At 59.8% G+C, this 24,356-nt stretch carries 21 protein-coding genes; 15 read left to right on the top strand and 6 right to left on the bottom strand.

Going from position 1 to position 24,356, the window contains the following annotated elements; all coding sequences use genetic code 11:
* Window positions 1-86: 86 nt before the first annotated feature.
* Window positions 87-1,616 (bottom strand): 2-polyprenylphenol 6-hydroxylase, encoded by a 1,530-nt coding sequence (gene ubiB / locus ACR3E4_RS09230; RefSeq protein WP_480535308.1) that lies wholly within the window; start codon window positions 1,614-1,616, stop codon window positions 87-89.
* Window positions 1,617-2,369 carry a bifunctional demethylmenaquinone methyltransferase/2-methoxy-6-polyprenyl-1,4-benzoquinol methylase UbiE gene (ubiE, locus tag ACR3E4_RS09235; RefSeq protein WP_480535306.1) on the bottom strand — a complete coding sequence of 251 codons (753 nt, stop codon included), beginning with the start codon at window positions 2,367-2,369 and terminating at the stop codon, window positions 1,617-1,619. It lies immediately after the preceding gene.
* An 86-nt stretch (window positions 2,370-2,455) separates the two neighbouring features.
* Here ubiE and mutM point away from each other — a divergent pair, with 86 nt between their 5' ends.
* The 6 genes from mutM (at window position 2,456) to recF (ending at window position 9,063) form a co-directional block, all read left to right on the top strand.
* On the top strand, window positions 2,456-3,307 hold the full coding sequence (gene mutM / locus ACR3E4_RS09240; RefSeq protein ID WP_480535304.1) for a bifunctional DNA-formamidopyrimidine glycosylase/DNA-(apurinic or apyrimidinic site) lyase: 852 nt from the start codon (window positions 2,456-2,458) through the stop codon (window positions 3,305-3,307).
* A gap of 66 nt (window positions 3,308-3,373) precedes the next feature.
* Complete coding sequence (locus tag ACR3E4_RS09245) at window positions 3,374-4,150, top strand: enoyl-CoA hydratase (protein ID WP_480535303.1); 777 nt, start codon at window positions 3,374-3,376, stop codon at window positions 4,148-4,150.
* A 230-nt stretch (window positions 4,151-4,380) separates the two neighbouring features.
* Window positions 4,381-4,644 (top strand): 30S ribosomal protein S20, encoded by a 264-nt coding sequence (gene rpsT, locus ACR3E4_RS09250; protein WP_142638226.1) that lies wholly within the window; start codon window positions 4,381-4,383, stop codon window positions 4,642-4,644.
* Window positions 4,645-5,184: 540 nt separating this feature from the next.
* Window positions 5,185-6,561, top strand: coding sequence for a chromosomal replication initiator protein DnaA (dnaA, locus tag ACR3E4_RS09255; protein WP_480535302.1), 1,377 nt, complete (start codon window positions 5,185-5,187; stop codon window positions 6,559-6,561).
* A 223-nt stretch (window positions 6,562-6,784) separates the two neighbouring features.
* Window positions 6,785-7,906: a DNA polymerase III subunit beta gene (dnaN, locus tag ACR3E4_RS09260; protein ID WP_480535301.1), complete on the top strand. Its 1,122-nt coding sequence runs from the start codon at window positions 6,785-6,787 to the stop codon at window positions 7,904-7,906.
* 59 nt (window positions 7,907-7,965) lie between these two features.
* Complete coding sequence (recF, locus tag ACR3E4_RS09265; RefSeq protein WP_480535300.1) at window positions 7,966-9,063, top strand: DNA replication/repair protein RecF; 1,098 nt, start codon at window positions 7,966-7,968, stop codon at window positions 9,061-9,063.
* Here recF and ACR3E4_RS09270 read toward each other — a convergent pair.
* Window positions 9,060-9,626 (bottom strand): carboxymuconolactone decarboxylase family protein, encoded by a 567-nt coding sequence (locus tag ACR3E4_RS09270; RefSeq protein ID WP_480535299.1) that lies wholly within the window; start codon window positions 9,624-9,626, stop codon window positions 9,060-9,062. The two genes, recF and ACR3E4_RS09270, sit on opposite strands and share 4 nt — an antisense overlap.
* 101 nt (window positions 9,627-9,727) lie before the next feature.
* On the opposite strand from ACR3E4_RS09270, the gene ACR3E4_RS09275 reads away from it, so the two are divergent.
* Both ACR3E4_RS09275 and gyrB read left to right on the top strand, forming a co-directional pair.
* The gene (locus tag ACR3E4_RS09275) at window positions 9,728-10,300 is read left to right on the top strand and encodes a TetR/AcrR family transcriptional regulator (RefSeq protein WP_480535298.1); all 573 of its coding nucleotides are present in this window, start codon (window positions 9,728-9,730) and stop codon (window positions 10,298-10,300) included.
* Between the two features lie 103 nt (window positions 10,301-10,403).
* Window positions 10,404-12,821: a DNA topoisomerase (ATP-hydrolyzing) subunit B gene (gyrB, locus tag ACR3E4_RS09280; RefSeq protein WP_480535297.1), complete on the top strand. Its 2,418-nt coding sequence runs from the start codon at window positions 10,404-10,406 to the stop codon at window positions 12,819-12,821.
* A gap of 373 nt (window positions 12,822-13,194) precedes the next feature.
* Here the strand turns inward: gyrB and ACR3E4_RS09285 are convergent, their stop codons facing one another.
* Entirely contained in the window at window positions 13,195-14,238 is a 1,044-nt protein-coding gene (locus ACR3E4_RS09285; protein WP_170357385.1) for a helix-turn-helix domain-containing protein, read from the bottom strand.
* 191 nt (window positions 14,239-14,429) lie between these two features.
* Here ACR3E4_RS09285 and ACR3E4_RS09290 point away from each other — a divergent pair, with 191 nt between their 5' ends.
* The 7 genes from ACR3E4_RS09290 to ACR3E4_RS09320 all read left to right on the top strand — a co-directional run bounded on the left by ACR3E4_RS09290 (window position 14,430) and on the right by ACR3E4_RS09320 (window position 21,908).
* Window positions 14,430-15,947, top strand: a complete 1,518-nt coding sequence (locus ACR3E4_RS09290) for a metal-dependent hydrolase family protein (RefSeq protein ID WP_170343540.1) — start codon at window positions 14,430-14,432, stop codon at window positions 15,945-15,947.
* A 51-nt stretch (window positions 15,948-15,998) separates the two neighbouring features.
* A complete protein-coding gene (locus tag ACR3E4_RS09295; protein ID WP_170342821.1) occupies window positions 15,999-17,384 on the top strand; it encodes a metal-dependent hydrolase family protein in 1,386 nt (461 codons plus the stop codon).
* Window positions 17,385-17,458: 74 nt separating this feature from the next.
* Window positions 17,459-19,138, top strand: a complete 1,680-nt coding sequence (locus tag ACR3E4_RS09300; protein ID WP_480535296.1) for an amidohydrolase family protein — start codon at window positions 17,459-17,461, stop codon at window positions 19,136-19,138.
* A 68-nt stretch (window positions 19,139-19,206) separates the two neighbouring features.
* Window positions 19,207-19,608 (top strand): hypothetical protein, encoded by a 402-nt coding sequence (locus ACR3E4_RS09305; protein WP_480535295.1) that lies wholly within the window; start codon window positions 19,207-19,209, stop codon window positions 19,606-19,608.
* Between the two features lie 78 nt (window positions 19,609-19,686).
* Window positions 19,687-20,052 carry a DoxX family protein gene (locus tag ACR3E4_RS09310; protein ID WP_170342826.1) on the top strand — a complete coding sequence of 122 codons (366 nt, stop codon included), beginning with the start codon at window positions 19,687-19,689 and terminating at the stop codon, window positions 20,050-20,052.
* Window positions 20,049-21,347, top strand: a complete 1,299-nt coding sequence (locus ACR3E4_RS09315; RefSeq protein WP_170364430.1) for a carbohydrate porin — start codon at window positions 20,049-20,051, stop codon at window positions 21,345-21,347. Before ACR3E4_RS09310 ends, ACR3E4_RS09315 begins: the two co-directional genes overlap by 4 nt.
* Before the next feature lie 285 nt (window positions 21,348-21,632).
* Window positions 21,633-21,908 carry a glycine zipper domain-containing protein gene (locus ACR3E4_RS09320; RefSeq protein ID WP_170343544.1) on the top strand — a complete coding sequence of 92 codons (276 nt, stop codon included), beginning with the start codon at window positions 21,633-21,635 and terminating at the stop codon, window positions 21,906-21,908.
* Between the two features lie 189 nt (window positions 21,909-22,097).
* On the opposite strand, the gene ACR3E4_RS09325 is transcribed toward ACR3E4_RS09320, so the two are convergent.
* On the bottom strand, window positions 22,098-23,135 hold the full coding sequence (locus tag ACR3E4_RS09325; protein ID WP_480535294.1) for an AraC family transcriptional regulator: 1,038 nt from the start codon (window positions 23,133-23,135) through the stop codon (window positions 22,098-22,100).
* Window positions 23,136-23,515: 380 nt separating this feature from the next.
* The gene (locus ACR3E4_RS09330) at window positions 23,516-24,340 is read right to left on the bottom strand and encodes a hypothetical protein (protein WP_170408651.1); all 825 of its coding nucleotides are present in this window, start codon (window positions 24,338-24,340) and stop codon (window positions 23,516-23,518) included.
* Window positions 24,341-24,356: the final 16 nt, after the last annotated feature.

Here is a 24,356-nt window from a genome sequence, read left to right on the forward strand (position 1 = left end):
CGGGCAGGGGGGCTATCTGCCCCCCATCGCGCGGGGCGCGATTCCCCCCGAGGATATTTTCGGCCAGATGAAGCGGGCGGGTTGGTCTAGCTGAGCGCGAAGATCACCAGCGTCGCAGCTATGCCTGCGGCCGCGCCGATCGCTGCCGGCAACAGATTTGCGATGAAGCCCGGGGTCTTTGGGTCGTCTTTTTGGGTCTGGGCAATCAGGGCATTTTCCACCAGTCCCGGCAGGCGGGGGCCGAACCGGGCCAGCACCAGGGCGGTTTTGCCGAAATCGCGCAGGGCAGCGCGGGGGCCAATGGATTGTTTGATGTAATCCTCGACCACCGGGCGGGCGACCTCCCAGATGTTCATGTGATCATCAAGCGAGCGGGCGACGCCTTCGACCACCACCATGGTGCGCTGCAGCAGGATCAGCTCGGTGCGGGTTTCCATGCCGAACCGTTCGGTGACTTCGAACAGGTAGCTCAGCAACCGGCCCATCGAGATATGGGTGGCGTCCATGCCGAAGATCGGCTCGCCCACGGCGCGCAGGGCGCGGGCGAATTCGTCGACGTCCTGATTGGCCGGAACATAGCCCGCTTCGAAATGCACCTCGGCCACGCGTTTATAGTCGCGACGGATGAAGCCGAACAGGATCTCGGCATAGACCCGGCGGGTGTATTCGTCGATATGGCCCATGATGCCGTAATCATAGGCGATGATATCGCCGTTGGCGGCGACCTTCAGATTGCCCTGATGCATGTCTGCGTGGAAATAGCCATCACGCAGGGCGTGCAACAGAAACATGCGCAGGACGCGTTCGGCCAGATCGCGGCGGTTGTGACCGGCAGCGTCCAGCGCGTCATTGTCGCCCAGCGGGATGCCATCCGCCCAACTGAGCGTCATCACCCGGCGCGCGGACAGAGACCACACGACGGGCGGCAGCCAGAATCCGGCGTCGTCCTTGGTGTTGGCGGCGTATTCCGAGGCGGCGGCGCTTTCCAGACGCAGGTCAAGCTCACCGCGCACCACGCCGTCGAAATGCTCGATCACCTCCATCGGGCGCAAGCGGCGCGCGCCGGGCGCGAACAGCTGCACGATGCGGGCGGCGAAATAGAAGGCATCCACATCCTTGCGGAAGGCGCGTTCGATCGCCGGGCGCAGCACCTTGACGGCGACATCTTCACCGGTGCTGACCAGTTTGGCCTTGTGGACCTGCGCGATGGATGCGGCGGCGATGGGCTCGCTGAAATCGCTGAACATCTCGGCGACGGGCTGGCCCAGTTCCTTTTCCACCTCGGCCATCGCTTCGGCCTTCGAGAATGGCGGCAGCTTGTCCTGCAGCACGCGCAGCTGCTCGGCCAGTTCGTTGCCGACCACGTCAGGGCGGGTCGAAAGTACCTGACCGAACTTGATGTAAGCCGGACCCAGCGCGGTCAGCGCCCGCGTGGCAGGCGGCATGTCGGGATCGCCCTTGTAGCCCAGCCATTGGAACGGCTTGCCCAGCGTATGCGCCAGGATACGAATGGCGCGCGGCGCTTCGAACGCGTCCAGCACCACATTCATGGCGCCCGTACGCTCCAGCGTGGCGCCCGTGCGGATCAGGCGGATGATGTTATGGGGACCGCGCATCTAGATCTTCCAGCCGGAATGCAGCGCGGCGATGCCCATGCTCAGATTGCGGTACTTGGCGTTTTCGAACCCGGCGGCGCGAACCATGGCCAGAAACGTTTCCTGATCGGGGAATTTGCGGATCGACTCGACCAGATACTGATAGCTGTCATAGTCATTGGCGATCAGTTTGCCCATGCGCGGGATGACGTTGAAGCTGTAGAGGTCATAGAGCTTCTGCAACCCGTCATTGGGCAACTGGCTGAACTCCAGCACCATAAGGCGGCCACCAGGTTTCAGCACGCGGAACGCCTCGTTCAGCGCCTCTTGCGGGCGGGTGACGTTCCGGATGCCGAACGAGATGGTGTAGACGTCGAAGGTGTTGTCCTCGAAGGGCAGGGACATCGCGTCGCCCACCACCCAGTTCAGGCTGTCGGACATCTGATCGGCCTCGGCGCGCTGGCGGCCTTCGATCAGCATCGGTTCGGTCAGGTCCAGAACGGTGGCATGGCCGTGGCCTGCGCGTTTCAGGAAGCGGAACGAGATATCGCCGGTGCCGCCCGCCACATCCAGCAGCCGCTGACCGGGGCGCGGGGCCAGCCAGTCCATCATCGCGTCTTTCCAGACCCGGTGGATGCCCATCGACATCACGTCGTTCATCACATCGTATTTCGAGGCGACCGAGTTGAACACGCCCTGCACGCGCCCGGCCTTGTCGGCCTCGCGCACGGTTTCGAACCCGAAATGAGTGGTCTTGTCGTTGGTGTCGGACATTTGCCTTGCCGTTCGTCGAATTTCGCCTCTGTTATAGGGCGATAAGAGGCGGGCACAATGCGGCCCTTTGGAATAGGAGCCATGTAATGCCTGAATTGCCCGAGGTCGAGACAGTAAGACGCGGCCTGAGCCCTGCGATGGAGGGCGTGGTGATCGAAAAGGCCGATGTGAACCGCCCCGATCTGCGCTGGCCCTTCCCCGACCGGATGGCCGAGCGTCTGACGGGCCAACGGGTGGAGCGGATGCGTCGGCGGTCGAAATACATCCTCGCCGATCTCAGCAGCGGTGAGACGCTGTTGATTCATCTGGGCATGTCGGGGCGGATGACGGTGTCGGGTGACCCGCTGGGGCAGTATGCGCATGAACATCCGATGGCGCAAAAACATGATCATGTGGTGTTTCACATGGCCAATGGCGCGCGCGTCACCTTCAACGATCCACGCCGGTTCGGGGCGATGGATCTGCTGCCCACGGCGACGGCAGAGCAGCACAAGCTGCTGTCGGTTCTGGGGCCGGAACCTTTGGGCAATGATTTCCACGAACAGCACCTGATCGACGCGTTCAAGGGCAAGAACAGCCCGGTCAAATCGGCGCTTCTGGATCAGGGAATCGTTGCCGGATTGGGCAATATCTATGTTTGTGAGGCGCTTTATCGCGGCCGAGTGTCGCCACGTCGCAAAGCCGGACAGATTTCTGCACCCCGGGTTGCGGCGCTGGTTCCGATCATCCGTCAGGTGCTGCGGGACGCTATCGAAGCGGGTGGATCATCGCTTCGCGATTTCCGCCAAGCCGATGGAGAACTTGGATATTTTCAGCACAGCTTTGATGTCTACGGGCGCGAAAACGAACCCTGTCGCACCGATGGATGCGGTGCGCCAATTCGCAGAATCACCCAGTCCGGTCGCTCATCCTTCTATTGCGCGCAATGCCAAAGATAACTTGATCCAGCGAAATCGCGTGGTAAGGAATCGTACCTGAACGGAACAACCGAAAGCTCAGACCTCATGGCTTTTGAGACGATCATCGTCGAAATCGAAGACCACGTCGCCCTTATCAAGCTCAACCGCCCTGACGCGATGAACGCGCTGAACACCCAGCTGCTGAGCGAGCTGTGCGAGGCGCTGGAAGACGCGGATGGCAATGACAAGGTGCGCTGCATCGTCATCACCGGATCGGAGAAAGCCTTCGCCGCCGGAGCGGACATCAAGGAGATGTCCGAGATGAGCTTCGTTGATGTATTCAACGTCAACCTGTTTGCCGACGCCAATGATCGTGTCTCGGCCATCCGCAAACCGATTATCGCCGCCGTTGCCGGTTACGCGCTGGGCGGCGGGTGTGAACTGGCGATGCTGTGCGATTTCATCATCGCGGCGGATACAGCCAAATTCGGCCAGCCCGAGATCAATCTGGGTGTTATCGCAGGCCTTGGTGGCAGCCAGCGTCTGACGCGCTTTGTCGGCAAGTCCAAGTCGATGGACATGAACCTGACGGGCCGCTTCATGGACGCGGAAGAGGCCGAGCGGGCCGGGCTGGTCAGTCGTGTGGTTCCGGCCAAGAAACTGATCGAAGAGGCCACCGGGGCGGCGCAGAAGATCGCCGAGAAATCTCAGATCACCGCGCTGGCGGCCAAAGAAGCGGTCAATCGCAGCTATGAGATGCCGCTGAGCGAAGGCATGCTGTTTGAGCGCCGGGTGTTCCATTCGATGTTTGCAACAGAAGATCAGAAAGAGGGCATGGCCGCCTTCCTTGAAAAACGCGCGGCCCAGTTCCGCGATAAGTAAATCTCATTGCGGTTTCGGGATCAGGCGGGCGTGGCCCGCCTTTTTCATACCTGCCATGCGGGACGGAAGAATCGGCTTGGCAAACCCCGACAACTTGGATAGTAAGCGCCGCTATACATGCGCGTGCGGCCCGCCTGGCCCGACTCACACTCGTGATTTCTGATCCGGTGCGGACAATTCCGTGGCGCGCAACCCAAGATAACCGTACCGAACACGAAGGTCAGAGACACATGGCAAATTCGCCCCAGGCAAAAAAGCGCGCCCGTCAGAACGAAAAGCGTTTCGCCGTAAACAAAGCACGCCGTTCGCGCATCCGCACCTATCTGCGCAAAGTTGAAGAAGCGATCGCATCCGGTGACAAGGACGCGGCCACCGCAGCCCTGCGCGCCGCTCAGCCCGAGCTGATGCGCGGCGTCACCAAAGGCGTCTTCCACAAGAACACCGCATCGCGCAAGATGTCGCGCCTGTCGGCACGCGTCAAAGCGCTGGGCTGATTCTGTGGGAAAACGCGTCAAGCGTTGATCTGTAAAAAAGGCGCCGCTCATTGCGGCGCCTTTTTCATTGTTGCCGGAAAGCCGCGCCTTCACGAAACCGAGAGATTCTTTCGGTGTGAACCGCGAGTCAATATCAGAGTTTCGTTGCCCGCCCCCATCGCCTGTTGTTACCACTGTATCAGCGATTCACTCGCTTGGGGGGACAGGCTGTTCCATTGATCTGACCGACGGGCATCGGTGGGATCAGGGGACGAATGTTCGAAAACCGGCTGCGGTCGGGTGGACGATCTGCTCTGGATATCGGGTTTCCCGGCTATCCTAGCCCTGTCGAAAAATTGGAATGTCATGCACATCCCGGGCACAGGGTGTGCTCCCTTTTTGGGGATGATGCGTATTGGTTTACGCTGATGTTCAACTTTACCCGCCAAACCATGCGGTTTGGTGCAGGGTACCCGTGTGTGTGAGCGCCATAAGACCGGAAGACCGGGACATATCAATAAGGCCGGAAGGCCAATAAAGATGGGATGCGTGAGGCGCCGAATGACACAAGAGAAGTGGGGACAGCTGCGAAACAAGTTGATGAAGGTTGTTGGTAAGAACAACTTCACCACCTGGATCGAGCCTCTGAAGTTTGAAGAGCTGCAGGACGGTGTGGCGGTTTTTTCGGCACCGACCAATTTCATGGGCAATTACGTCAGCCAGAATTTCGCCGACCTCATTCTGTATGAGCTGAACACCGCGGGCGAGTCTGTGCAACGTCTGGCCTTCCGCACTGCGGCCAATTCTCCGGCGCGCCCAGCGCAGACCGAAGCCCCTCAGCCCGAGACCGCCCCGCGCCCCGCGATGGTCGATACGTCAAATGATGCGCTTGAGGCGCTGCAGGCCGCGCCGCTGGATGCGCGCTTTACCTTTGACAGTTTCGTTGTCGGCAAACCCAACGAACTGGCCCATGCCGCCGCGCGCCGCGTCTCCGAAGGTGGCCCCGTCACCTTCAACCCGCTGGTTCTGTATGGCGGCGTTGGGCTGGGTAAGACCCACCTGATGCACGCCATTGCGTGGGAGCTGAAGACCAAACACCCCGAACTGAACGTGCTCTACCTGTCTGCCGAACAGTTCATGTACCGCTTTGTCCAGGCCCTGCGCGAACGCCGGATGATGGATTTCAAACATCTGTTCCGTTCTGTCGATGTGCTGATGGTCGATGACGTGCAGTTCATCGCAGGCAAGGATTCGACGCAGGAAGAGTTCTTTCACACGTTCAACGCGCTGGTGGATCAGAACAAGCAGATCATCATCTCGGCCGACCGTGCGCCGGGTGAGATCAAGGACCTTGAGGATCGCGTGAAATCGCGCCTGCAATGCGGGCTGGTCGTCGACCTGCATCCCACCGATTACGAATTGCGTCTGGGCATTCTGCAGAACAAGGTGCAGCAATACAGCACCACCTATCCCGATCTGACCATCTCGGACGGGGTGCTGGAATTCCTTGCCCATCGTATCTCGACCAATGTGCGGGTGCTTGAGGGGGCGCTGACCCGTCTGTTTGCCTTCGCTTCGCTGGTTGGGCGCGAAATCGACATGGAGCTGACGCAGGATTGTCTGGCCGACGTGCTGCGCGCGTCCGAGCGCAAGATCACCGTCGAAGAGATCCAGCGCAAGGTGTCCGAATATTACAACATCCGCATGTCCGACATCATCGGCCCCAAACGCCTGCGGTCCTATGCCCGCCCGCGTCAGGTGGCGATGTACCTGTGCAAGCAACTGACCAGCCGCTCGCTGCCGGAAATCGGCCGCCGCTTTGGCGGGCGCGATCACACCACGGTCATGCATGGCGTCAAGCGCATCGAAGAGCTGAAGACAACCGATGGCCAGATCGCCGAAGATGTCGAGATGCTGCGCCGGTCGCTCGAAGCCTGATCCGCGCCACTTTCCAGAAAACGCCCCGGATACTCACGCCCGGGGCGTTTTCTTGTGCGCCATAATCCACGGTTGGCCCCGAACTGACGTCTTGCGGGCACGCGCCCCTTGACGCTGTGGGTAATCCGACCCAGAAATCCATAAAAAATCCTTGTGCCTCAGGGCTGAGACGCTAACGTGCCAGTCCCGCCCATGTTGCACGCAAGTCAGAGGAATTGAGGGTATGAAGATCAGCATCGAACGCGGCACCCTTCTCAAGGCCGTTTCGCAGGCCCAATCCGTGGTGGAGCGTCGCAATACCATCCCGATCCTGGCCAATGTGCTGATCGAGGCCGAAGGCGATCAGGTACAGTTCCGCGCCACCGATCTGGATATCGAAGTGGTCGACAAGGCCCCCGCGCAGGTCGAAAAGGCGGGCGCAACCACGGTGGCCGCCACCACGCTGCATGAGATCGTGCGCAAACTGCCCGACGGCGCGCTGGTGACCCTGACCGCAGACAGCGCCGCAGGGCGTCTGACGGTTGAGGCAGGGCGGTCGAATTTCTCTCTGGCGACGTTGCCAAAAGAGGATTTCCCGGTCATGGCGTCCTCGGAATATGCGTCCAACTTCACCGCCTCGGCAGCGCTGTTGCGGCGGCTGTTCGACAAATCGAAATTCGCCATCTCGACGGAAGAGACGCGGTACTATCTGAACGGTGTCTATATGCATGTCACCGATGGCCCCGAAGGCGGCAAGGTGCTGCGCTGCGTGGCCACCGATGGTCACCGTCTGGCCCGCATCGACGCCGATTGCCCCGAGGGTGCGGCGGATATGCCCGGCGTCATCGTGCCGCGCAAGACCGTAGGCGAGCTGCGCAAGCTGCTGGACGATGACGAGATGGACATCGCCGTATCGGTCAGCGAAACCAAGGTGCGCTTTGCCACGCCCGATATCACCCTGACCTCGAAAGTGATCGACGGCACCTTCCCCGACTACACCCGTGTCATTCCGCAGGGCAACACCCGCAAGCTGGAAGTGGACGCCGCTGAGTTTGCGCAAGCCGTGGATCGGGTGGCGACGGTTTCTTCGGAACGCTCGCGCGCGGTGAAGCTGCAACTGGATGGCGACAAGCTGGTGCTGTCGGTGAATGCTCCGGACAGCGGCGCGGCTGAGGAAGAGCTGGCCGTAGCCTATGGCGATGAGCGGCTGGAGATCGGGTTCAACGCCAAATATCTGCTGGAGATTGCATCTCAGGTAGATCGTGAGAACGCGGTGTTCATGTTCAACTCGGCCGGTGATCCGACGCTGATGCGTGAGGGCAATGACCAGAGCGCGGTTTACGTTGTCATGCCGATGCGCGTCTGATCGCGCTGGCGCGCGATGCCTCCGGCGGGAGTATTTTTGAAAAGATGAAGGGAGGGGTCATGGGATTGGCCCTGACCGAGCTTACGGTCTCGCATTTTCGGTCTCACAAGCTGGCGCGGTTATCTTTAGATGGGCGGCCGGTGGCGATTCATGGGCCGAACGGGGCGGGTAAGACCAATATTCTGGAAGCGGTGTCTTTGTTTTCGCCGGGGCGCGGGATGCGGCGGGCAAGTGCGGCCGAGATGACGCGACGCCCCGAGGCGCTGGGATGGAAGCTGTCCGGGCTGTTGCAGGCGCAGGGGCAGCAATACGAGATCGAGACCTGGTCCGAAGGTGGCGCAGCGCGTCAGGTGCGCATTGACGACAAGGCCGCCAGCCAGATTGATCTGGGCAAGCTGGCGCGGGTGGTTTGGCTGATGCCATCGATGGACCGGCTGTGGATCGAAGGCGCGGAAGGGCGGCGGCGGTTTCTGGACCGGATTGCGCTGAGTTTCGATCCCTCGCACGCCGAGGCCTCTCTGACCTATGAAAAGGCCATGCGCGAACGCAATCGGCTGCTGAAAGAACAGATTCGGGATGCCCATTGGTATGCCGCCCTGGAAGGGCAGATGGCCGAGACAGGGCACCGGATACACGCGGCGCGGTTGGCCGCACTGGATCATCTGCGAGCGGCGCAGGAACAGGCCGAGACCGCGTTTCCATCGGCGGAGTTGGAACTGATACTGACCGAAGGCGCGATGCCAGCGACGCCGGAGGATTTGCGCGAGGCGCTGAACGAAAGCCGGTTTCGCGATCTGGCGGCGGGGCGCACTTTGGTCGGGCCGCATCGGTCGGATTTGTATGGTGTGTTTGCCGCAAAGGGCGTGCCTGCCAAGGATTGTTCGACCGGCGAGCAGAAGGCGCTGCTGGTTTCGCTGATCCTGTCCAACGCGCGGGCGCTGGCCGGGATGGTGGGGGCACCTCCGATCGTGTTGCTGGATGAGGTCGCCGCGCATCTGGATGCCGGGCGGCGCGCGGCGTTGTTTGACGAGATCTGCGCGCTGGGCGCTCAGGCCTGGATGACGGGCACCGGGCCTGAGCTGTTTGCGGAACTGGGTGACCGGGCCCAGACGCTGGTTGTCACCGAAGGCGACGCGGGCTCGGTCGTGGCCGCTTAGGCGGGTTCGCCGACTTTGCGTTCCCACAGGAAGCCGCGCATCACCTCATCAACCGGGGTTTTGGCCATGTGGTTGACGTAGTTCGACATGGTTTTCTGCGCTAGGCCCAAGACCACATCCAGCACCGCGCGGTGCGAATAGCCGGCATCGAAAAAGGCCTGCATCTGTTCGTCGGTGACGTTGCCGCGGGTTTCAATCATCTGCAGGGTGAAGGTCCGCAATGCTTCAAGCTTTGCCGACGGCAGCGGGGTTTCGTTGCGCAGCGCTTCGGTGATGTCGTCCGAGACCTTCATCATCTTGGCAATGCCGGTATGGGCGGGCACGCAATAGTGGCATTCGTTTTTCACGTTGATGGTCTGCCAGACAACGGTTTTTTCGTCATTGTCGAAATCAGTCTGCAGGAACAGGTGGTGCAGAACCTGATAGCCTTCCAGATGCTGGGGGCTTTCGGCCATCACCTTGTGCAGGCCGGGCAGGCGGCCAAAGGCAGCCTGCGACTTTTCCAGCAGCGGTTTTGAACCTTCAGGTGCAGTGGTCAGATCGTGCGAAGGGAAGTTGGCCATGTCGGAACTCCTGATTTTTTGGGTAACAGGTCGTATCTAGGGTTTCTTGAGTGATCACTCAAGTATATATTTGAGCGAGCGTTCAAGAATTGGTGCCAGCAATGCCCCGCAAACCTTCCTATGACCGAGACGTGCTGATCGCGCAGGCCCGAGATCTGTTCTGGCGTCATGGCTGGGCCGGGACGTCGCTGAAAGATCTGGAAAGAGAGTTGAAGCTGAGGCCCGGCAGCTTCTATGCGGCGTTTGGATCGAAAGATGCGCTCTACGCGCTGGCGCTGGAACGCTATGTGCTGGATGGGGTGGCGCGCTTGACGGCGCTGGCGGATGAGTTGGGGCCAAAGGCCGCGCTGCAGGCCCAGCCGCGCCGGGTGATCGAGGATACAACCTCGCCAACGCGGGCCTGCATGCTGGCCAAGACCTATGCCGAACTTCAGGCCAAAGACCATGCGCTGGCGGCAAAGGCCAGCGCCTCTCTGGGGCAGATGAAAGCGTGTTTTGCCGACCTGTTCCGCCGGGCGCAGAAGGCAGGCGAAATTGGTGCGGATCACGACCCTGAGCGCCTTGCAGCGCGGTATCAGTCCGACCTGCTGGGCCTGCGCTTGTCGGCGGAACGCAGCGATGTGGATGCGCAGGCGATTGCGGCGGATATCGCGGCGGATATCGACCGTTTGTGACGCGCGGATTTTCCTCCGAAACAACCACAAAATATTGGGGTACCACGTGACATTCCCCACCAGAAAACGTATAAATTACCAAAATAATATAGGTACTGACTGAATGTCCGAAGACGCACAGGCCCCACAAGAATACGGCGCAGATTCCATCAAAGTTCTCAAAGGGTTGGAGGCGGTCCGCAAACGCCCCGGCATGTATATCGGGGACACCGACGATGGCTCGGGCCTGCACCATATGGTGTATGAAGTTGTCGACAACGGAATTGACGAGGCGCTGGCCGGTCACGCCGACCATGTGACAGTGAAAATCCACGCCGATTCCAGCGTTTCGGTCAGTGACAACGGGCGTGGAATTCCGGTCGATATCCACCCCGAAGAGGGCGTTTCGGCGGCCGAGGTCATCATGACCCAGCTGCATGCGGGCGGGAAGTTCGACAGCAACTCGTACAAAGTGTCGGGCGGTCTGCACGGTGTGGGCGTTTCGGTGGTGAACGCCCTGTCGAATTGGCTGGAGCTGCGCATCTGGCGCGCGGGTAAGGAACATGTCGCACGCTTTGAGGGTGGAGAAACGGCAGAGCATCTGAAAGTTGTCGGGGAATGCGGCGACCGGACCGGGACCGAGGTGCGGTTTCTGGCCTCGACCGATACGTTTTCGAACCTCGAATACTCGTTCGAGACGCTGGAAAAGCGCCTGCGCGAACTGGCCTTCCTGAATTCGGGCGTCCGCATCATCCTGATCGACGAACGCCCGGCGGAACGGCTTGAGACCGAGCTGTTCTATGAAGGAGGCGTCAAGGAATTCGTCAAATACCTCGACCGGTCGAAAACCCCGGCCATGCCCGAACCGATCTACATCAAGGGCGAGCGTGACGATATCGGCGTCGAAATCGCCATGTGGTGGAATGACAGCTATCACGAGACGGTGCTGCCCTTCACCAACAACATCCCCCAGCGCGATGGCGGTACACATGTGGCGGGTTTTAGGGGTGCGTTGACCCGGACGATTAATAACTACGCCCAATCAAGCGGGATCGCGAAAAAAGAAAAAGTCAGCTTTACCGGCGACGACGCGCGGGAAGGTCTGACCTGCGTGTTGTCCGTCAAAGTGCCAGATCCTAAATTCTCGTCCCAGACCAAAGACAAGCTGGTCAGTTCCGAAGTCCGCCCGGCGGTTGAAGGGCTGATGAATGAAAAACTGGCCGAGTGGTTCGAGGAAAACCCGAACGAGGCCAAGGCAATTGTCGGCAAGATCATCGAGGCCGCGCTGGCTCGTGAGGCTGCCCGCAAGGCCCGTGAACTGACCCGCCGCAAGACGGCTATGGATGTGAACTATCTGGCCGGCAAGCTGAAGGATTGTTCCGAGAAGGACCCATCCAAGACCGAAGTCTTTCTGGTCGAGGGGGACTCGGCCGGTGGTTCCGCCCAGACCGGCCGCGACCGACTGACTCAGGCGGTTCTGCCCCTGCGCGGGAAGATTCTGAACGTGGAACGGGCGCGGTTCGACCGGATGCTGTCGTCTCAGGAAATCGGCAATCTGGTGATGGCGCTGGGCACCGGCATTGGCCGCGATGAGTTCAACATCGAAAAACTGCGTTACCACAAGATCGTCATCATGACTGACGCCGATGTGGATGGCGCACACATTCGCACCCTGCTGCTGACCTTCTTCTACCGGCAGATGCCGGAACTGATCGAGGGCGGCTATCTCTATATCGCCCAACCGCCGCTGTATAAAGTTTCCCGTGGCAAATCAGAGGTTTACCTGAAGGATCAGGCCGCGCTGGATGATTATCTGATCAACCAAGGCGTCGAGGGCGCGGTGCTGAAACTGGGCTCGGGCGAGGAAATCATCGGGCAGGACCTGACCCGCGTGGTCGACGAAGCGCGTCAGCTAAAGCGCGTGCTGGACGCCTTCCCGACGCATTACCCACGCCACATTCTGGAACAGGCCGCCGTTGCCGGGGCTTTCGTGCCCGGCGCGGTCGATGCCGACCTGCAAGGCGTGGCCGACAAGGTCGCCACCCGTCTCGACCTGATCGCGCTGGAATACGAACGCGGCTGGCAGGGTCGGATCACTCAGGATCACGGCATCCGTCTCGCCCGCATCCTGCGCGGCGTCGAAGAGGTGCGCACGCTGGATGGCCCCATGCTGCGCTCGGGCGAAGCGCGCAAGACCGGCAGTTTCACCCAAAGCCTGCAAGAGGTCTACAACACCCCCGCAACACTGATCCGTCGCGACCGATCTCAGGTTATCCACGGCCCGCTGGACCTGCTGCGCGCCATTCTGGACGAGGGTGAAAAGGGTCTGTCGCTGCAGCGCTACAAGGGTCTGGGCGAGATGAATCCCGATCAGCTGTGGGAAACCACGCTGGACCCCGATGCGCGCACCCTGCTGCAGGTGCGGGTGGACGACATGGTCGAGGCCGACGATCTGTTCACCAAGCTGATGGGCGACGTTGTTGAACCGCGACGGGAGTTCATTCAGCAAAACGCATTGAGCGTCGAGAATTTGGATTTTTAGGAGATTGTAGGTGCGCCCATAGCTTTGCATTTCGCCCAAAGAATTGCATTTTTGGCCCAAAACTTTGGGCGCATTAACCTTCAACTTTCTTGGTTCGAGGCTCCATATCTTCGGGTCTCATTCTTTGCTTGTTTCGCGCCATCGCCGTATTGCCGGGGAAGGTTTTCGGATGGCCGCTTCCAGCCCACTGCGGACATCCTCAACTAGAAGATCGGGCGGCAAGCGGGAGTTCGCTGCGGATAGCATGGAGGTCTCCTTTCCCATCGATTGCTCCCCGCGAAGGGCTCGCCGGTTCATGCATCTCTTCGGCATTACCATTGGCGACCGAGGTTCCAAGAGATTGCGGTAGTCGAGAAGTCGCAGCGGGGTCAGGCTAATCTGCAGGCGCTCCGGCAATTTGGGCCTCTTGTGCCTCCTTATTGCGCCAATCTTTCGGGGATATGCCGAAGTTCCGCGTGAAGGCTCGGGTGAGTGCCGATGTTTCGGACAAGCCGACCAATTGGGCGATCTCCTTGATCGAATGATCAGATGTGGTGAGCAGTTCGGAGGCCTTTTCCATCCGCAGCCGGTTGATCACCTTGGACGCCGTTGTTCCGTAGGAGGACAAGCGCTTGTTCAGCACCTTGGTGGTGATGCTGCACATCCGGGCGGCCTCGCTCACCGTCAGCGCCGGATCGGACAGCCTTGATCGCACGAGAATTTCGAAGCCTTCGAGGTAGTCCAGGGGCACATCGACCTGAACCGGTTCTTCGATATCATTGTCGTGGTTCACGAGGAGTTCGGGGTTGATTGGAAGCGACAGCCAGGCCGCCGGAAAGCGGATGGAGAATCCCCTGTTGTTGCACTTGATGCCCCGCACGCCATGAAACTGCTCCGGCAGCAGGGTCGGATCGCAGAGGCGCAGAACAACCTGGGTTGGATCCCATCGGAAATCGAGAACACGGTGCAGCAGGGAGATCCAGATCCCGACGAGAAAGGCGTCCGAATGGCCCGGCGACACCTCGGGTTCGAAATTGCGACTGGTGGTGAAGTAGGCGTGTTCCTCCTCGATCAGGAGCCGGAAGGACACCGCGTTGCTTTCCTTCGAGACGATCTGGGTGAACCGGGTGAAGAAATCGCCAAGGGTCACCGACTGGCCGAGGAGCGCCCCACGCGGCAGGAACTTCAACAGGTCTGTCTGTTGTCCCGCCAAGGCGCAGATATCCGGCCGGGTGATGTCGGCGATGGAGGCCAGCGCCGCATAGACCGTGTCATGCGGGATGAACTCGGCCGGGTTCAGGACCTGTTCCTCGCTCAATCCATGCAGCCCGAGCGCAAAGGCCGGATCCGCATCGAGCCGCCGCATCATCGCTACGACGGGGCCGAGGACCGTAGCACGTACGAGGGACAAACCGTCCTTTTGTTCTCCTTGCGGCATCCACATCACCCTTTCGCTCTCCGACACGCTACGGGCGCGGGCGCCTGACGGCCAAGCAGAAATTGGCTGAAATTGACCGGATCGGGTCAGAAAAATGCACCACGGGATCAGCGGGTCAAAAGAATCTCGGGGCACATGTGCATAGTGGGAGGATCGGTCCGCAGGAAGACCGACCCCTGGGAGGACACCGAATGACAACACTCAACCTGAAGGCGTTGCTGCCGGCCATGTCAATGGCAATTGCGCTCACGACGCCTGCCATTGCGCAGGATATCCCCAACATTCCCTCGGAGGTCACGCTGTTCAAGAACGTGATGGTCTTCGACGGGGTGAATGACGGCTTGAAAGATGTCGACGTGCTCGTCGTCAAGAACAAGATTCACAAGATTGCAGAGGACATTCCCGAATCCGGCACGTGGGAAGTCGAAGTTCGAACGGGCGGAAGCAAGCGCCTGCCCGATCCTGTTGGCGGTATCGACGGCTATTCTTTCACCATCCAGACCGAACGCGGTATCGAGACCAAAGAGGTCGAGGTCAATGTGATCGACGGCGGCGGACGCACCTTGATGCCGGGACTGATCGACAGCCATGTGCATGTGAATATGTACAAGGATGGCACGATCCCGGGCCTTCAGGACACGACATGGGAGGAGATCGGCGCACGTTCTGCGGCCTTTGCGCAGGAAATGCTGGCGATGGGCTTCACAACCGTGCGCGACATGTGCGGTGCACATGGTGGACTTCGTGCGGTAATCGACGAGGGTTCGCTTCCGGGCCCGCGGATATACTCGTCCGGCGCCTGCCTCAGCCAGACCGGTGGTCATGGCGACTGGGGGATCGCCGGGCAACGCAAGAACGAAAGCAATCTTGAACGGCTGGAGATCACGCGGCTTGTCGACGGCCCTGCCGAAGTGCTCCACGGCGCGCGGCGGAACTTTGCGCTTGGGGCCAACTACCTCAAGATCATGGTCAGTGGTGGTGTGACCTCCATCAAGGACCCGATCTACCAGTCCGCCTTTACAGACGAAGAAATCGCCGCTGCCGTCGAGGTGGCCGGGGACATGGATTCCTATGTCGCCATGCATGTCTTCATGGATAGCGACCTGTCGCGCGCGCTCGATCTCGGGGTCAAAGTGGTGGATCACGGCCTGACCATAACGGAACCGACGATGCAGAAGCTGGTAGAGAAGGAAGCGTTCTTCTCGCCCAACCTGACCGCGTTGGCGCCCGAGGCGCTTGAGCATCCGATGCACCAGGACCCGACCTTCCCGCCGACGGCGAAGTTCCTCTGGTTGCGGAAAAACAGCGAGCAGTTGTTTGATCTGGTGCGGAAGTACAAGCCGAAGATGGTGTTCGATTCCGACTACGTGCTGCTGACCGGTGTGCCGTACCGCCAGTCGATGGACTTCACCAAGGCTTTCATGGCGCGTGAGTTCGGCAACCTCTGGGCCTTGCAGATGATGACCTCGAATGGCGGCGAACTGGCCGCACTGACGGGGCGCGGAAACCCCTATCCCGAAGGCAAGCTCGGCGTGATCGAGGAAGGTGCCTATGCCGATATCCTCATCGTTGACGGAAACCCGCTCGAAGACATCACTGCCATCGGCGCTGTCGATACATGGTTCGATGCCGAGCCACGCGGGCAGGACGTGCCGAGCATTCGCGTCATCATGAAGGACGGCAAGTTCTACAAGAACACGTTGAACTGAACTTTCGGCGGGGCGCTGGCCCCGCCGTCAACATTGCGGAAGGGCAAACTTATGAAGCATCTTTTCAAGTCCACATTACTGGCGGGCGTGGTGTCGCTCGCTGCCGGCATGTCCTCTGCGCAGGACGAAGCGCTGCCGCAGACCCTGTTCACCAATGTCCATGTTTTTGACGGCGTGAACGAGGCGCGGATCGAAAACGCCAGCGTTCTGGTCGAAGGCAACCTGATCAAGGAAATTTCGACGGACGGGATCGAAGCGCCCAACGCAACCATGATTGACGGCGGCGGGCGCACGCTCATGCCGGGGATGCATGACCAGCACGTGCATTTGCTGGTGTTCAACCCGCTCAGTGACGGGTTGCGCCAGAACATCACGCCCTTCCATCTTGGTGGCGTTGCAACGATCCGGTCCGAGCGCATCCTGATGAACGGGTTCACGACGGTTCGTGACCTCGGCGGACCGGCAAAGTCCATCGCGCGGATCATCGATACCGGTATGTTCCCCGGCCCGAGGATCTATTCCTCGGAGGCCTTCATCACGCAGACATCGGGCCATGCCGATTTCCGCAAGCTGAACGACCGTCATCCAACCCTGTCGGGGCAAGGCCCATCGCATTGGGTCGACACGGACATGAGCTTCATCGCGGATGGCCCGGAGCAGATCCGCATGGCGGTGCGCGAGAACCTGCGGCGCGGGGCAACCCAGATCAAGGTCATGGTCAGCGGTGGGGTCACGTCCGAGTTCGACCCGCTGCATTCGCTTCAGTACCAGGCGGACGAGATCCAGATGGCGGTCAAGACCGCCGAGCAATGGGGCACCTACGTCACCTGCCACGTGTTCACCGAGCAGGCGATCCGCAACTGTATCGACAACGGTGCAAAGACCGTTGAGCACATCCCGTTCCTGACCAAGGAGGCCGCCGAGATCATGGTCGAAAAGCAGATCATGTTCGCGACGGCGGTAGCCCCGGTCTACTCGGTGACGACCGAACAGGCGGAAGCCTTCTACACGCCAGCCTCGTTCGCCAAATGGAAGAGTGTCCGTGACGCCGCCGCCAACATGATCGAGGTGATCCAGACGACACCGGGCATGATCGACCTCTACACTCTGGGCACCGATCTCATCAACAACTGGGACCAGACGCTTGAGCAGGACAAGAAGATGAACGACGAGTTCAAATACCTGCACGAGGCCAAGTTCAAACCCTTCGACATTCTGCGCATGGCCACATCGAACGGCGCCCGCATGAACCGGCTTACGGGCTTGAACAATCCGTATCAAGACGGCCCGCTCGGCGTGGTCGAGGAAGGCGCTTACGCGGATCTCCTGCTGGTCGATGGCAACCCGCTCGAAGACATCCTTCTTCTGGCCGATCCTGATCCCAACCTGAAGGTCATCATGAAGGACGGCGTGATCTACAAGAACACGCTGGACTGAGGAGAGCGCGGGGCGGTCTCCCTCGTCCGCCCCGCGTTTTTTTGCCCGACGCAATCATCCCGGAAGGACTGACCGTGAAACACCTCACTCTTGCCACTCTCATGGCCCTCTGCAGTTCGATGGCGGTTGCTCAGGAGTGCGACGTCGCGCTTCTCAACGGCCGCGTCATGGACCCGGAAACCAATCTTGATGCCGTGCGCAATGTCTGCGTGACCGGCGACAGGATCACCGCGATCACCGAAGATGCCTTGACGGGCAAGCGCGAGATCGACGTTTCCGGGCATGTAGTCGCGCCGGGATTCATCAACACCCATTCGCATTCCTTTGGCGGCTTCGATCAGAAGATGATGGCCCATGATGGCACGACGACGATCCTCGATACCGAGAGCGGCGTGGCGGATGCCGACCTGTTCTACGACAAGTACGAGGGCAATTCCTTTCTCAACTTCGGTTCCGGGATGGGGCACGAGGAGATCCGGCGTGTCGTGATGGATGGGGTTTCAGTCGAGCTGGCATCCGATCCGACCTACATCCTCAAGTCACGCGGTGCAGCCGAGGAAGAAGACGGACATGCCAGCTGGGCGCTGGATATTCCGACTGCGGATCAGCTCGTCGAAGTCATGACCATGTATGAAAAGGGTCTTCGCGCCGGGGCGATCACCGTCAACACGACGGTGGGATACATGGGATACAACACCTATCCGAAGGAGATTTTCGCGCTTCAGAAAATGGCGAAGAAGTATGACCGCTTCTTTGGCGCCCATACCCGTTTCGGTCCGACCGAGAGCCTGCCGCTCTACTATTCCCTGGGCGCAAACGAGGTGATCGCAAACGCCGTTGCGCTCGACGGGGCCCTGATCCTTTCCCACATCCAGAACCAGGGGTGGGAAGAAATCTACGAGCTTGCGCGCCGCCTGCAAATGCGCGGAATGACCATCTTCGCGGAATACTACCCGGCCATCACCGGCAATCCGAACATCGCGACACCGCAACTGCTGCCGGACAAGATCGAGGCGAACAATATCGTTCCGACCCGCGATATCTTCGATACCAGCACCGGCGAACTCTACGAGTCCGACGAGGAGTTCTTCCGGCAGCAGAAGGAGGATCCGAGCAAGCCGATTTTCATCACAGTCCGCCCCGAAGCAGACCTGGAGCGCTGGATCCACATGAAGGATATTGCGATCGCCAACGACATCGTCGGCTTCACCGTCGATGGCGAACCGCTGCCGATCGAGGCCGATTTCACGGAGTACGGGGGGCACCCGCGCAATGCCGGCACCTATGGCATCGTGTTCCGCGAGGCCCGTGAACAGGGCATCGCGCTGATGGAGATGGTGAACAACGCCTCCTACATTCCCGCGAAGTACTTTTCCAAGGTGGGCCTGAAGGCGATGCAGGAACGCGGCCGGATGCAGGAAGGCATGATCGCGGATATCACGATCTTCGACCCCGACACGATCACCGAAACATCATCGATGAAGAAGGGCATGAACGGCTCCTTCACCAAGGGAATCCCCTACGTTCTGGTGAGCGGGCAGGTCATTATCGACGACGGTGTCGCTAATATCGACCTGCGGCCCGGGCAGCCGATCCGTTACCCGGTCATCGAAGGGGGCGAGTTCGATCTGGACCTCGGGGACAAGGAATTCACCTGGCACGCCGACATCGAAACGCCAGAGGATGAGCATTCCGAGTTCCCGCTCCGCCCTGCCGAGCTGGAACACTCCATTCCCGGAGCTCCGGGGCATTGAACCCACAAGAACGGTCAGGGCAGCCATGCTGTACTGACCACAACATCGAAGCAATTCCGGGTGGCAAGATGAACAGGATCCTTCTTTCGACAGCCCTTTGCGTCTCTGCGACAGTTGCAGCGGCGCAGGACACAAAAGACATGCGCACCTTCCTGTTTATCGGCGCATCCAACAGCGCCGCCTGGGAGATGCAGATCGCCAATCCCGGGGACCGCGCGGCCTCGGTGAAGGGTGGGATCGAGGCGCTCGGCGGCGAGCTTTTGAGCTACTATTGGGGGCTTGGGAACGGGAAGAATTACATCACCGTCGCCCTGCCGGACGACCCCACCTTCATCCAGGCCTTCTATGTCAGCCGTCTCGGTGACGGGTTGCTGGAGGATTACCAGATGATCGAGTTGATGAGCAGCGCCGACATGGCCGAAGCCTTCGCCCGTGTGCCGGAGATCAAGGCGCAGGACGATCTCAAGTAACCGGACTGCACACTCGGGACGATCCAGAAGGGAACATCAAATGAACTTCAGCCCTGTGTGTGTCGGCGGAGTCGTATTATGCAAATAGTTGCCATTGGCCTGCTGTCCGCCTTCTTTCTCTTCGCCAGTTCGATCAAGATCCTTGGCTGGCAGAAGCTCATCTTCGAAACGCAACTGGCGATGTTCGTCAAATACGGGCTGAACCGTCAGATCATGGCGCTTGTCGGTGGTGTCGAGCTTTTCGGGGCGGTGGCGATCTGGTTTCAAGGCAGCTTGCTCGGGCCGCTCGGGGCCGCTGCCCTTCTGGGCACGTCGCTTGGCGCAATCGGTTGTCATCTGATCTGGGACACTTGGAAAGACGGTGTGCCTGCCATGATCACGGCTACGCTTTCGGCCTTCGTCCTCTGGACGGGCCGGGATGTCGTACTGGCGATACTTGCATGAGCGGGCCGAAGAAGAATCAAGAGCAACAAGAGAGACCTCATATGGGACAGGCAAGGCTTCTCGGTACGGTCATCGTCGCTGGCTTCTGGTTATCAACCGGAGCCTTGGCGCAGGAAAGCCGGCCAACGTCCGCCCTGGAGGCCGCCGCAGCGGTCTCGCTCGGTGGCCCGGCATCCACGCAGGCCCAACTGGAACAAGACCGAGTGCGGCGGTTGCAGGACTCTCGCTGGCCGGGGCTGGATGCGGCATTGGACCCCTTGGAGGCATCGCGGCAACGCTTTGCCGAACGCACCGGCCTGAACCTCTCCTTCGACTACCAGGCCTATTACCAGTCCGCGACCGAGAGCCTGACCGATATCGACGAGGCCGCCTTGGGCCAGGCGCGCATTCTGGGCCAGTGGACGCTGCTCAATCGCGGCGGCGAAAATCCCGGGCAATTGGTCTTCACATTGGAGAACCGCCATCTGCTCGGCACGGACATCGCGCCAAGCGGGCTTGCCGGGGAAATCGGCTATGCGGGCGTCACCGCAACGACATTCAGTGACACCGACACGACCCTCTCCGTCGCCTACTGGTCCCAGACGCTCGCTGGCGGGAAGGCCGGTTTCGTGGCCGGCCGGATCGATCCGGGAGACTACTCGGACATCCTCGGCTACGTGAACCCACGCACGACTTTCTCCAATTTCTCGATCCTGTTCAGCCCGGTCCTGCCGATCCCCGATCCCGGCTTCGGCATTGCGGGGGGCGGTTTCCTGACCGACCAGATCTATGCCCTCGGTGTCCTGTCGGATGCAAACGGCTCGCTGACCGATGTCGAGTGGTTTCCCGGTGGCCCCGAGTTCTACAAATACGCCGAGATCGGATGGACGCCCGAACGCTCGAAGCGCTTTCTAACCAACGTTCACCTCGGGGTATTTCACGTCGATGAACGCACCGAGGCAGGCGTGCCGGAGAGCTACGGGGCGATCCTGTCTGCCAACCACACGATCAACGAGGAATTCATGATCTACGGACGCCTCGGCTGGTCGGAGGGTGAGGCGCCGATCGCCCGACGCGCAGCCAACGCTGGACTTCTATGGCGGCCGGGCCTCTATGACGACCTCTTTGGGTTTGGCGCGACCGTTGCGGACCCGGTAGATGAAACGCTCGACACCCAGACCACAATGGAGGCCTTCTATCGGTTGGACCTGTCGGACAATGTCGCCCTGACGGCGGACGTCCAGCACATGATCAACCCGGGCTTCAACGATCAGGACACGACCGTTTTCGGCTTGAGGCTGCGGATCAATCTTTGACCTGAGTAGCGGCGGATAGAATGCCGTCTGGTTGGGAGTGTCGTGCCTGCGCCGGAACGGCCCATGCAGCCATCGCGGCCAAGGAGGCGACCCCTTGGATGATTGGCATTGCGTCAGGCGAAAGTCTTGACGGCAGAACAACCGTCGAATTTGGCTTGTTGCTCTGCAATGTCAGCCATTCCAATGAAGCTGTCGGATGCTCTCAAGCGGGGGCATGGCGGTTCGCTTAGATCTTTCCACAGAAGGCGGCCACGGAGGTCGCCACCGTCAGAAAGGTTGGAACCGATGACAAACACCCTCAAGAACACCGTATTCGCCGCCCTTGCCGCCTCACTCGCCCTCGCTGCCCCGATGGCCGCCAATGCCGGTGACATCGGTGAGAAAGCCCTCAAGGGCGCTGTGGCCGGCGCCGTGCTGACCGAAATCACCGGCGGCGACGCCAAGGACGGCCTGGCCCTCGGCGCAGCCGCCGGTGCGCTCGGTGGCAAGATCGCCGAAGACCGGGATCGTCAAGATCGCAAGGACGATCGCAAGAAGGGTGGCAACAAGCACAAGCGCTGATCCCGCAACGAGACAACCGGAACGGTTTACCCCTTCCAACCGACGCTGGAGAGATCCGGCATCTGCTTCAAACCCGTTAGGCCTCATGCCTGCCGGGTTTGTTGCGTCAGGGTGGTTCAGGAAGACGGAGAAACGTGAAAGTGCGGGCCTATGATCCGAGCAGTCCGGCCTCTACTCAGATCGTTCGCCCTATGCCAGGGGCGCTTCTGTTGCTGGCTGCTCCCTGAAGTCGCTGGGGGGCTGTCCGTACCATCTTCGGAATGCCGTGCTGAAGGTACTGGCGTCGCTATATCCGAGAAGATAGGCGATCTCGGTGAGCGGAAGCGTGCTGTTGAGCAGATAGTCCCGGGCCAGTGCCTTTCGCAGATTGGCGACGACCGCTGCGAAGCTCGTGCCCTCGTCGGTCAGTCGGCGGGCCAGCGTTCGGGCGCTCATCCCAAGTTCCGCCGCAATTGCGTCCTGCTGGGCCGTGCCGGCTGCAAGACGCGCTGTGATCTGCCTCTCAACAACCCGGGCCACACTGTTGGGTGTCTGCGGCATCCGAGCCAGCGTGTTCTCGCAAATGACCGAAAGCGTCCGCTGCAAGTTGTCGTCGGCCGTCAACAGCGGCACATCCATATCAGCCGCCTTGAAGGCAATGCTGTTCTCCGCGGCACCAAACAGGACATTGCAGCCAAAGAACCTGTCGAGGGCCTCGGTGCCGGTCAGCCGCTGATGCGCGAACCGAACATGCGTCGGACGGATTTGCCGATTGGAGTAGTCCCGCAGGGCGAAGACCGTGCCAACGGCTCCAAACTCGGCATATTGCCCGGTCGGAATGCTTGCTGGCACATCGTAGTGCCAGGTCAGCCGGGTGGCTTCCGGGCCTTCTTCCATGGCCGTCTTGCTCGCGTCACCGATCACGCGCTGAAAACGGGTGATGTTTCGAAGGTAACCGCCAACGGTAGGTGCCGAAACGCCGACATAGGCGAGCAACCCGGCCTTCCTGACCAGGTCCGGCGACTGTGCCAGGCGGTATCCGACAAGGTCGTCCCTGGTCAAAGCGCTCGCCTTTTCAAACAACCAGGCAGTCTTGTCGAAGGACCAGCGAGCATCCGGGTCTTCGAGTTGAGATCTGGTTATCCCGAACTCCTTTCGGATATCCCGCTCGGAAAGGCCTGTTTTCTTCAACTCACCGACAATGATCTGTCCCCAGATTGCGCTGTGTTTTGGAATCTCGGATTTCATTTCTGGTCCGTAGTCTCGGTGTCTGACGTGTTGCGCCACGTTAAGGCCCGTCTGACCTTCTTGCCAGTTGCCAAAGCCAACGTTCGAACAACGCAACGCCCGTTTCGTTCAATACCCGCAGTGCCTTTCACACACTCGCCACCAAGGTAGGCGCGACGTCGGTCGCGAGTAACTCGAGATCCGTGCGGTGTGACACACCGAGTAGCGGCGCACATCGTCCGGGTTGGGCAGCTTGCTTGTTCGCTGTGGCTTTCGAAGCCGCCATTCTCGGCGCGCTACTTAAAAGTCCGCTCTGGGCCGTCCGCAAGACTTTGCAAAGACCGCTTTCTGCGCATTGCAGACCTTCGCGCACGGCATAACACCCAACATTAGAGAGTGCATCATCCCAGAACTTTTAGATCTTTTGGTGCGAGCCGACTTTTCTCCGGCAATGTCCCAAATTTAATTCCTTCGATTTCGAGTTTGTCTCGTATCGCTACAAGTTCACCCAGTTTGTACTCAGATTGCTCAGGAACAACGTATAGTACTTGAGGAACCTTTCTCAAAAGAAGTGCTGCTCTTGCCAGTTGGTCAATCAAGTAGCCAGGATCAATTCTATTCCTCGGGCCTTTGATCTCAATCGCCGCAAAAGGCTCCGAGCCTTTGTATACGATTAAGTCTGTGGCAAGAGGCTCGAACGTTCTGCCTTCTCGAACAGTCAAATTTTCCACATTGAAGATGTCACTAGTGTTCTGTTTGAAAAGCATTTTTGCGTTTACTTCGAAGTCTCGGGCTCTTCGCTGGCCGCCAAAACCACCTCTAGCAATCACGACCGCAGGCTTCTCCGCCAATCGAACTTCATCAAGAATAGACTTAGTTTCCGCCTGAGATAACTCCCCTGAAAGAACGGCATCAGCTATCTCTTTGGATTTCCTAGGGTCATACCGATCTATCCTTGAAAGCAAAATAACTTGCATCATGGCCAGCCAGTCGGGCTTTGATTCAAAAAGATCTGGTCGGTTCTGTTCTAACCATTTCGCCGCGGACATCGGATTGCGAAGGCTTGCAGGCTTTGTGCCTCTAATAGCGGCAACGCTTTGGAGTGCATCGTCCGGAAACGCGTACCCGCAGGCTTGGCTGTCTTGGACAACGCGATTCAGCCACGCTCCGAGGGCAATCCAGTTTTCAGTTTTGGCCAAATCTTGAAATTCGTCTTCAGTCATCATCGGTCGCAATCATTTT

This window comes from Ruegeria sp. AP11, assembly GCF_056535865.1.

Coding starts and splice junctions, on each gene's coding strand:
- ubiB (WP_480535308.1), bottom strand. CDS start 1,616: ATGCGCGGTCCCCATAACATCATCCGCCTGATCCGCACGGGCGCCACG.
- ubiE (WP_480535306.1), bottom strand. CDS start 2,369: ATGTCCGACACCAACGACAAGACCACTCATTTCGGGTTCGAAACCGTG.
- mutM (WP_480535304.1), top strand. CDS start 2,456: ATGCCTGAATTGCCCGAGGTCGAGACAGTAAGACGCGGCCTGAGCCCT.
- ACR3E4_RS09245 (WP_480535303.1), top strand. CDS start 3,374: ATGGCTTTTGAGACGATCATCGTCGAAATCGAAGACCACGTCGCCCTT.
- rpsT (WP_142638226.1), top strand. CDS start 4,381: ATGGCAAATTCGCCCCAGGCAAAAAAGCGCGCCCGTCAGAACGAAAAG.
- dnaA (WP_480535302.1), top strand. CDS start 5,185: ATGACACAAGAGAAGTGGGGACAGCTGCGAAACAAGTTGATGAAGGTT.
- dnaN (WP_480535301.1), top strand. CDS start 6,785: ATGAAGATCAGCATCGAACGCGGCACCCTTCTCAAGGCCGTTTCGCAG.
- recF (WP_480535300.1), top strand. CDS start 7,966: ATGGGATTGGCCCTGACCGAGCTTACGGTCTCGCATTTTCGGTCTCAC.
- ACR3E4_RS09270 (WP_480535299.1), bottom strand. CDS start 9,626: ATGGCCAACTTCCCTTCGCACGATCTGACCACTGCACCTGAAGGTTCA.
- ACR3E4_RS09275 (WP_480535298.1), top strand. CDS start 9,728: ATGCCCCGCAAACCTTCCTATGACCGAGACGTGCTGATCGCGCAGGCC.
- gyrB (WP_480535297.1), top strand. CDS start 10,404: ATGTCCGAAGACGCACAGGCCCCACAAGAATACGGCGCAGATTCCATC.
- ACR3E4_RS09285 (WP_170357385.1), bottom strand. CDS start 14,238: ATGCCGCAAGGAGAACAAAAGGACGGTTTGTCCCTCGTACGTGCTACG.
- ACR3E4_RS09290 (WP_170343540.1), top strand. CDS start 14,430: ATGACAACACTCAACCTGAAGGCGTTGCTGCCGGCCATGTCAATGGCA.
- ACR3E4_RS09295 (WP_170342821.1), top strand. CDS start 15,999: ATGAAGCATCTTTTCAAGTCCACATTACTGGCGGGCGTGGTGTCGCTC.
- ACR3E4_RS09305 (WP_480535295.1), top strand. CDS start 19,207: ATGAACAGGATCCTTCTTTCGACAGCCCTTTGCGTCTCTGCGACAGTT.
- ACR3E4_RS09310 (WP_170342826.1), top strand. CDS start 19,687: ATGCAAATAGTTGCCATTGGCCTGCTGTCCGCCTTCTTTCTCTTCGCC.
- ACR3E4_RS09315 (WP_170364430.1), top strand. CDS start 20,049: ATGAGCGGGCCGAAGAAGAATCAAGAGCAACAAGAGAGACCTCATATG.
- ACR3E4_RS09320 (WP_170343544.1), top strand. CDS start 21,633: ATGACAAACACCCTCAAGAACACCGTATTCGCCGCCCTTGCCGCCTCA.
- ACR3E4_RS09325 (WP_480535294.1), bottom strand. CDS start 23,135: ATGAAATCCGAGATTCCAAAACACAGCGCAATCTGGGGACAGATCATT.
- ACR3E4_RS09330 (WP_170408651.1), bottom strand. CDS start 24,340: ATGATGACTGAAGACGAATTTCAAGATTTGGCCAAAACTGAAAACTGG.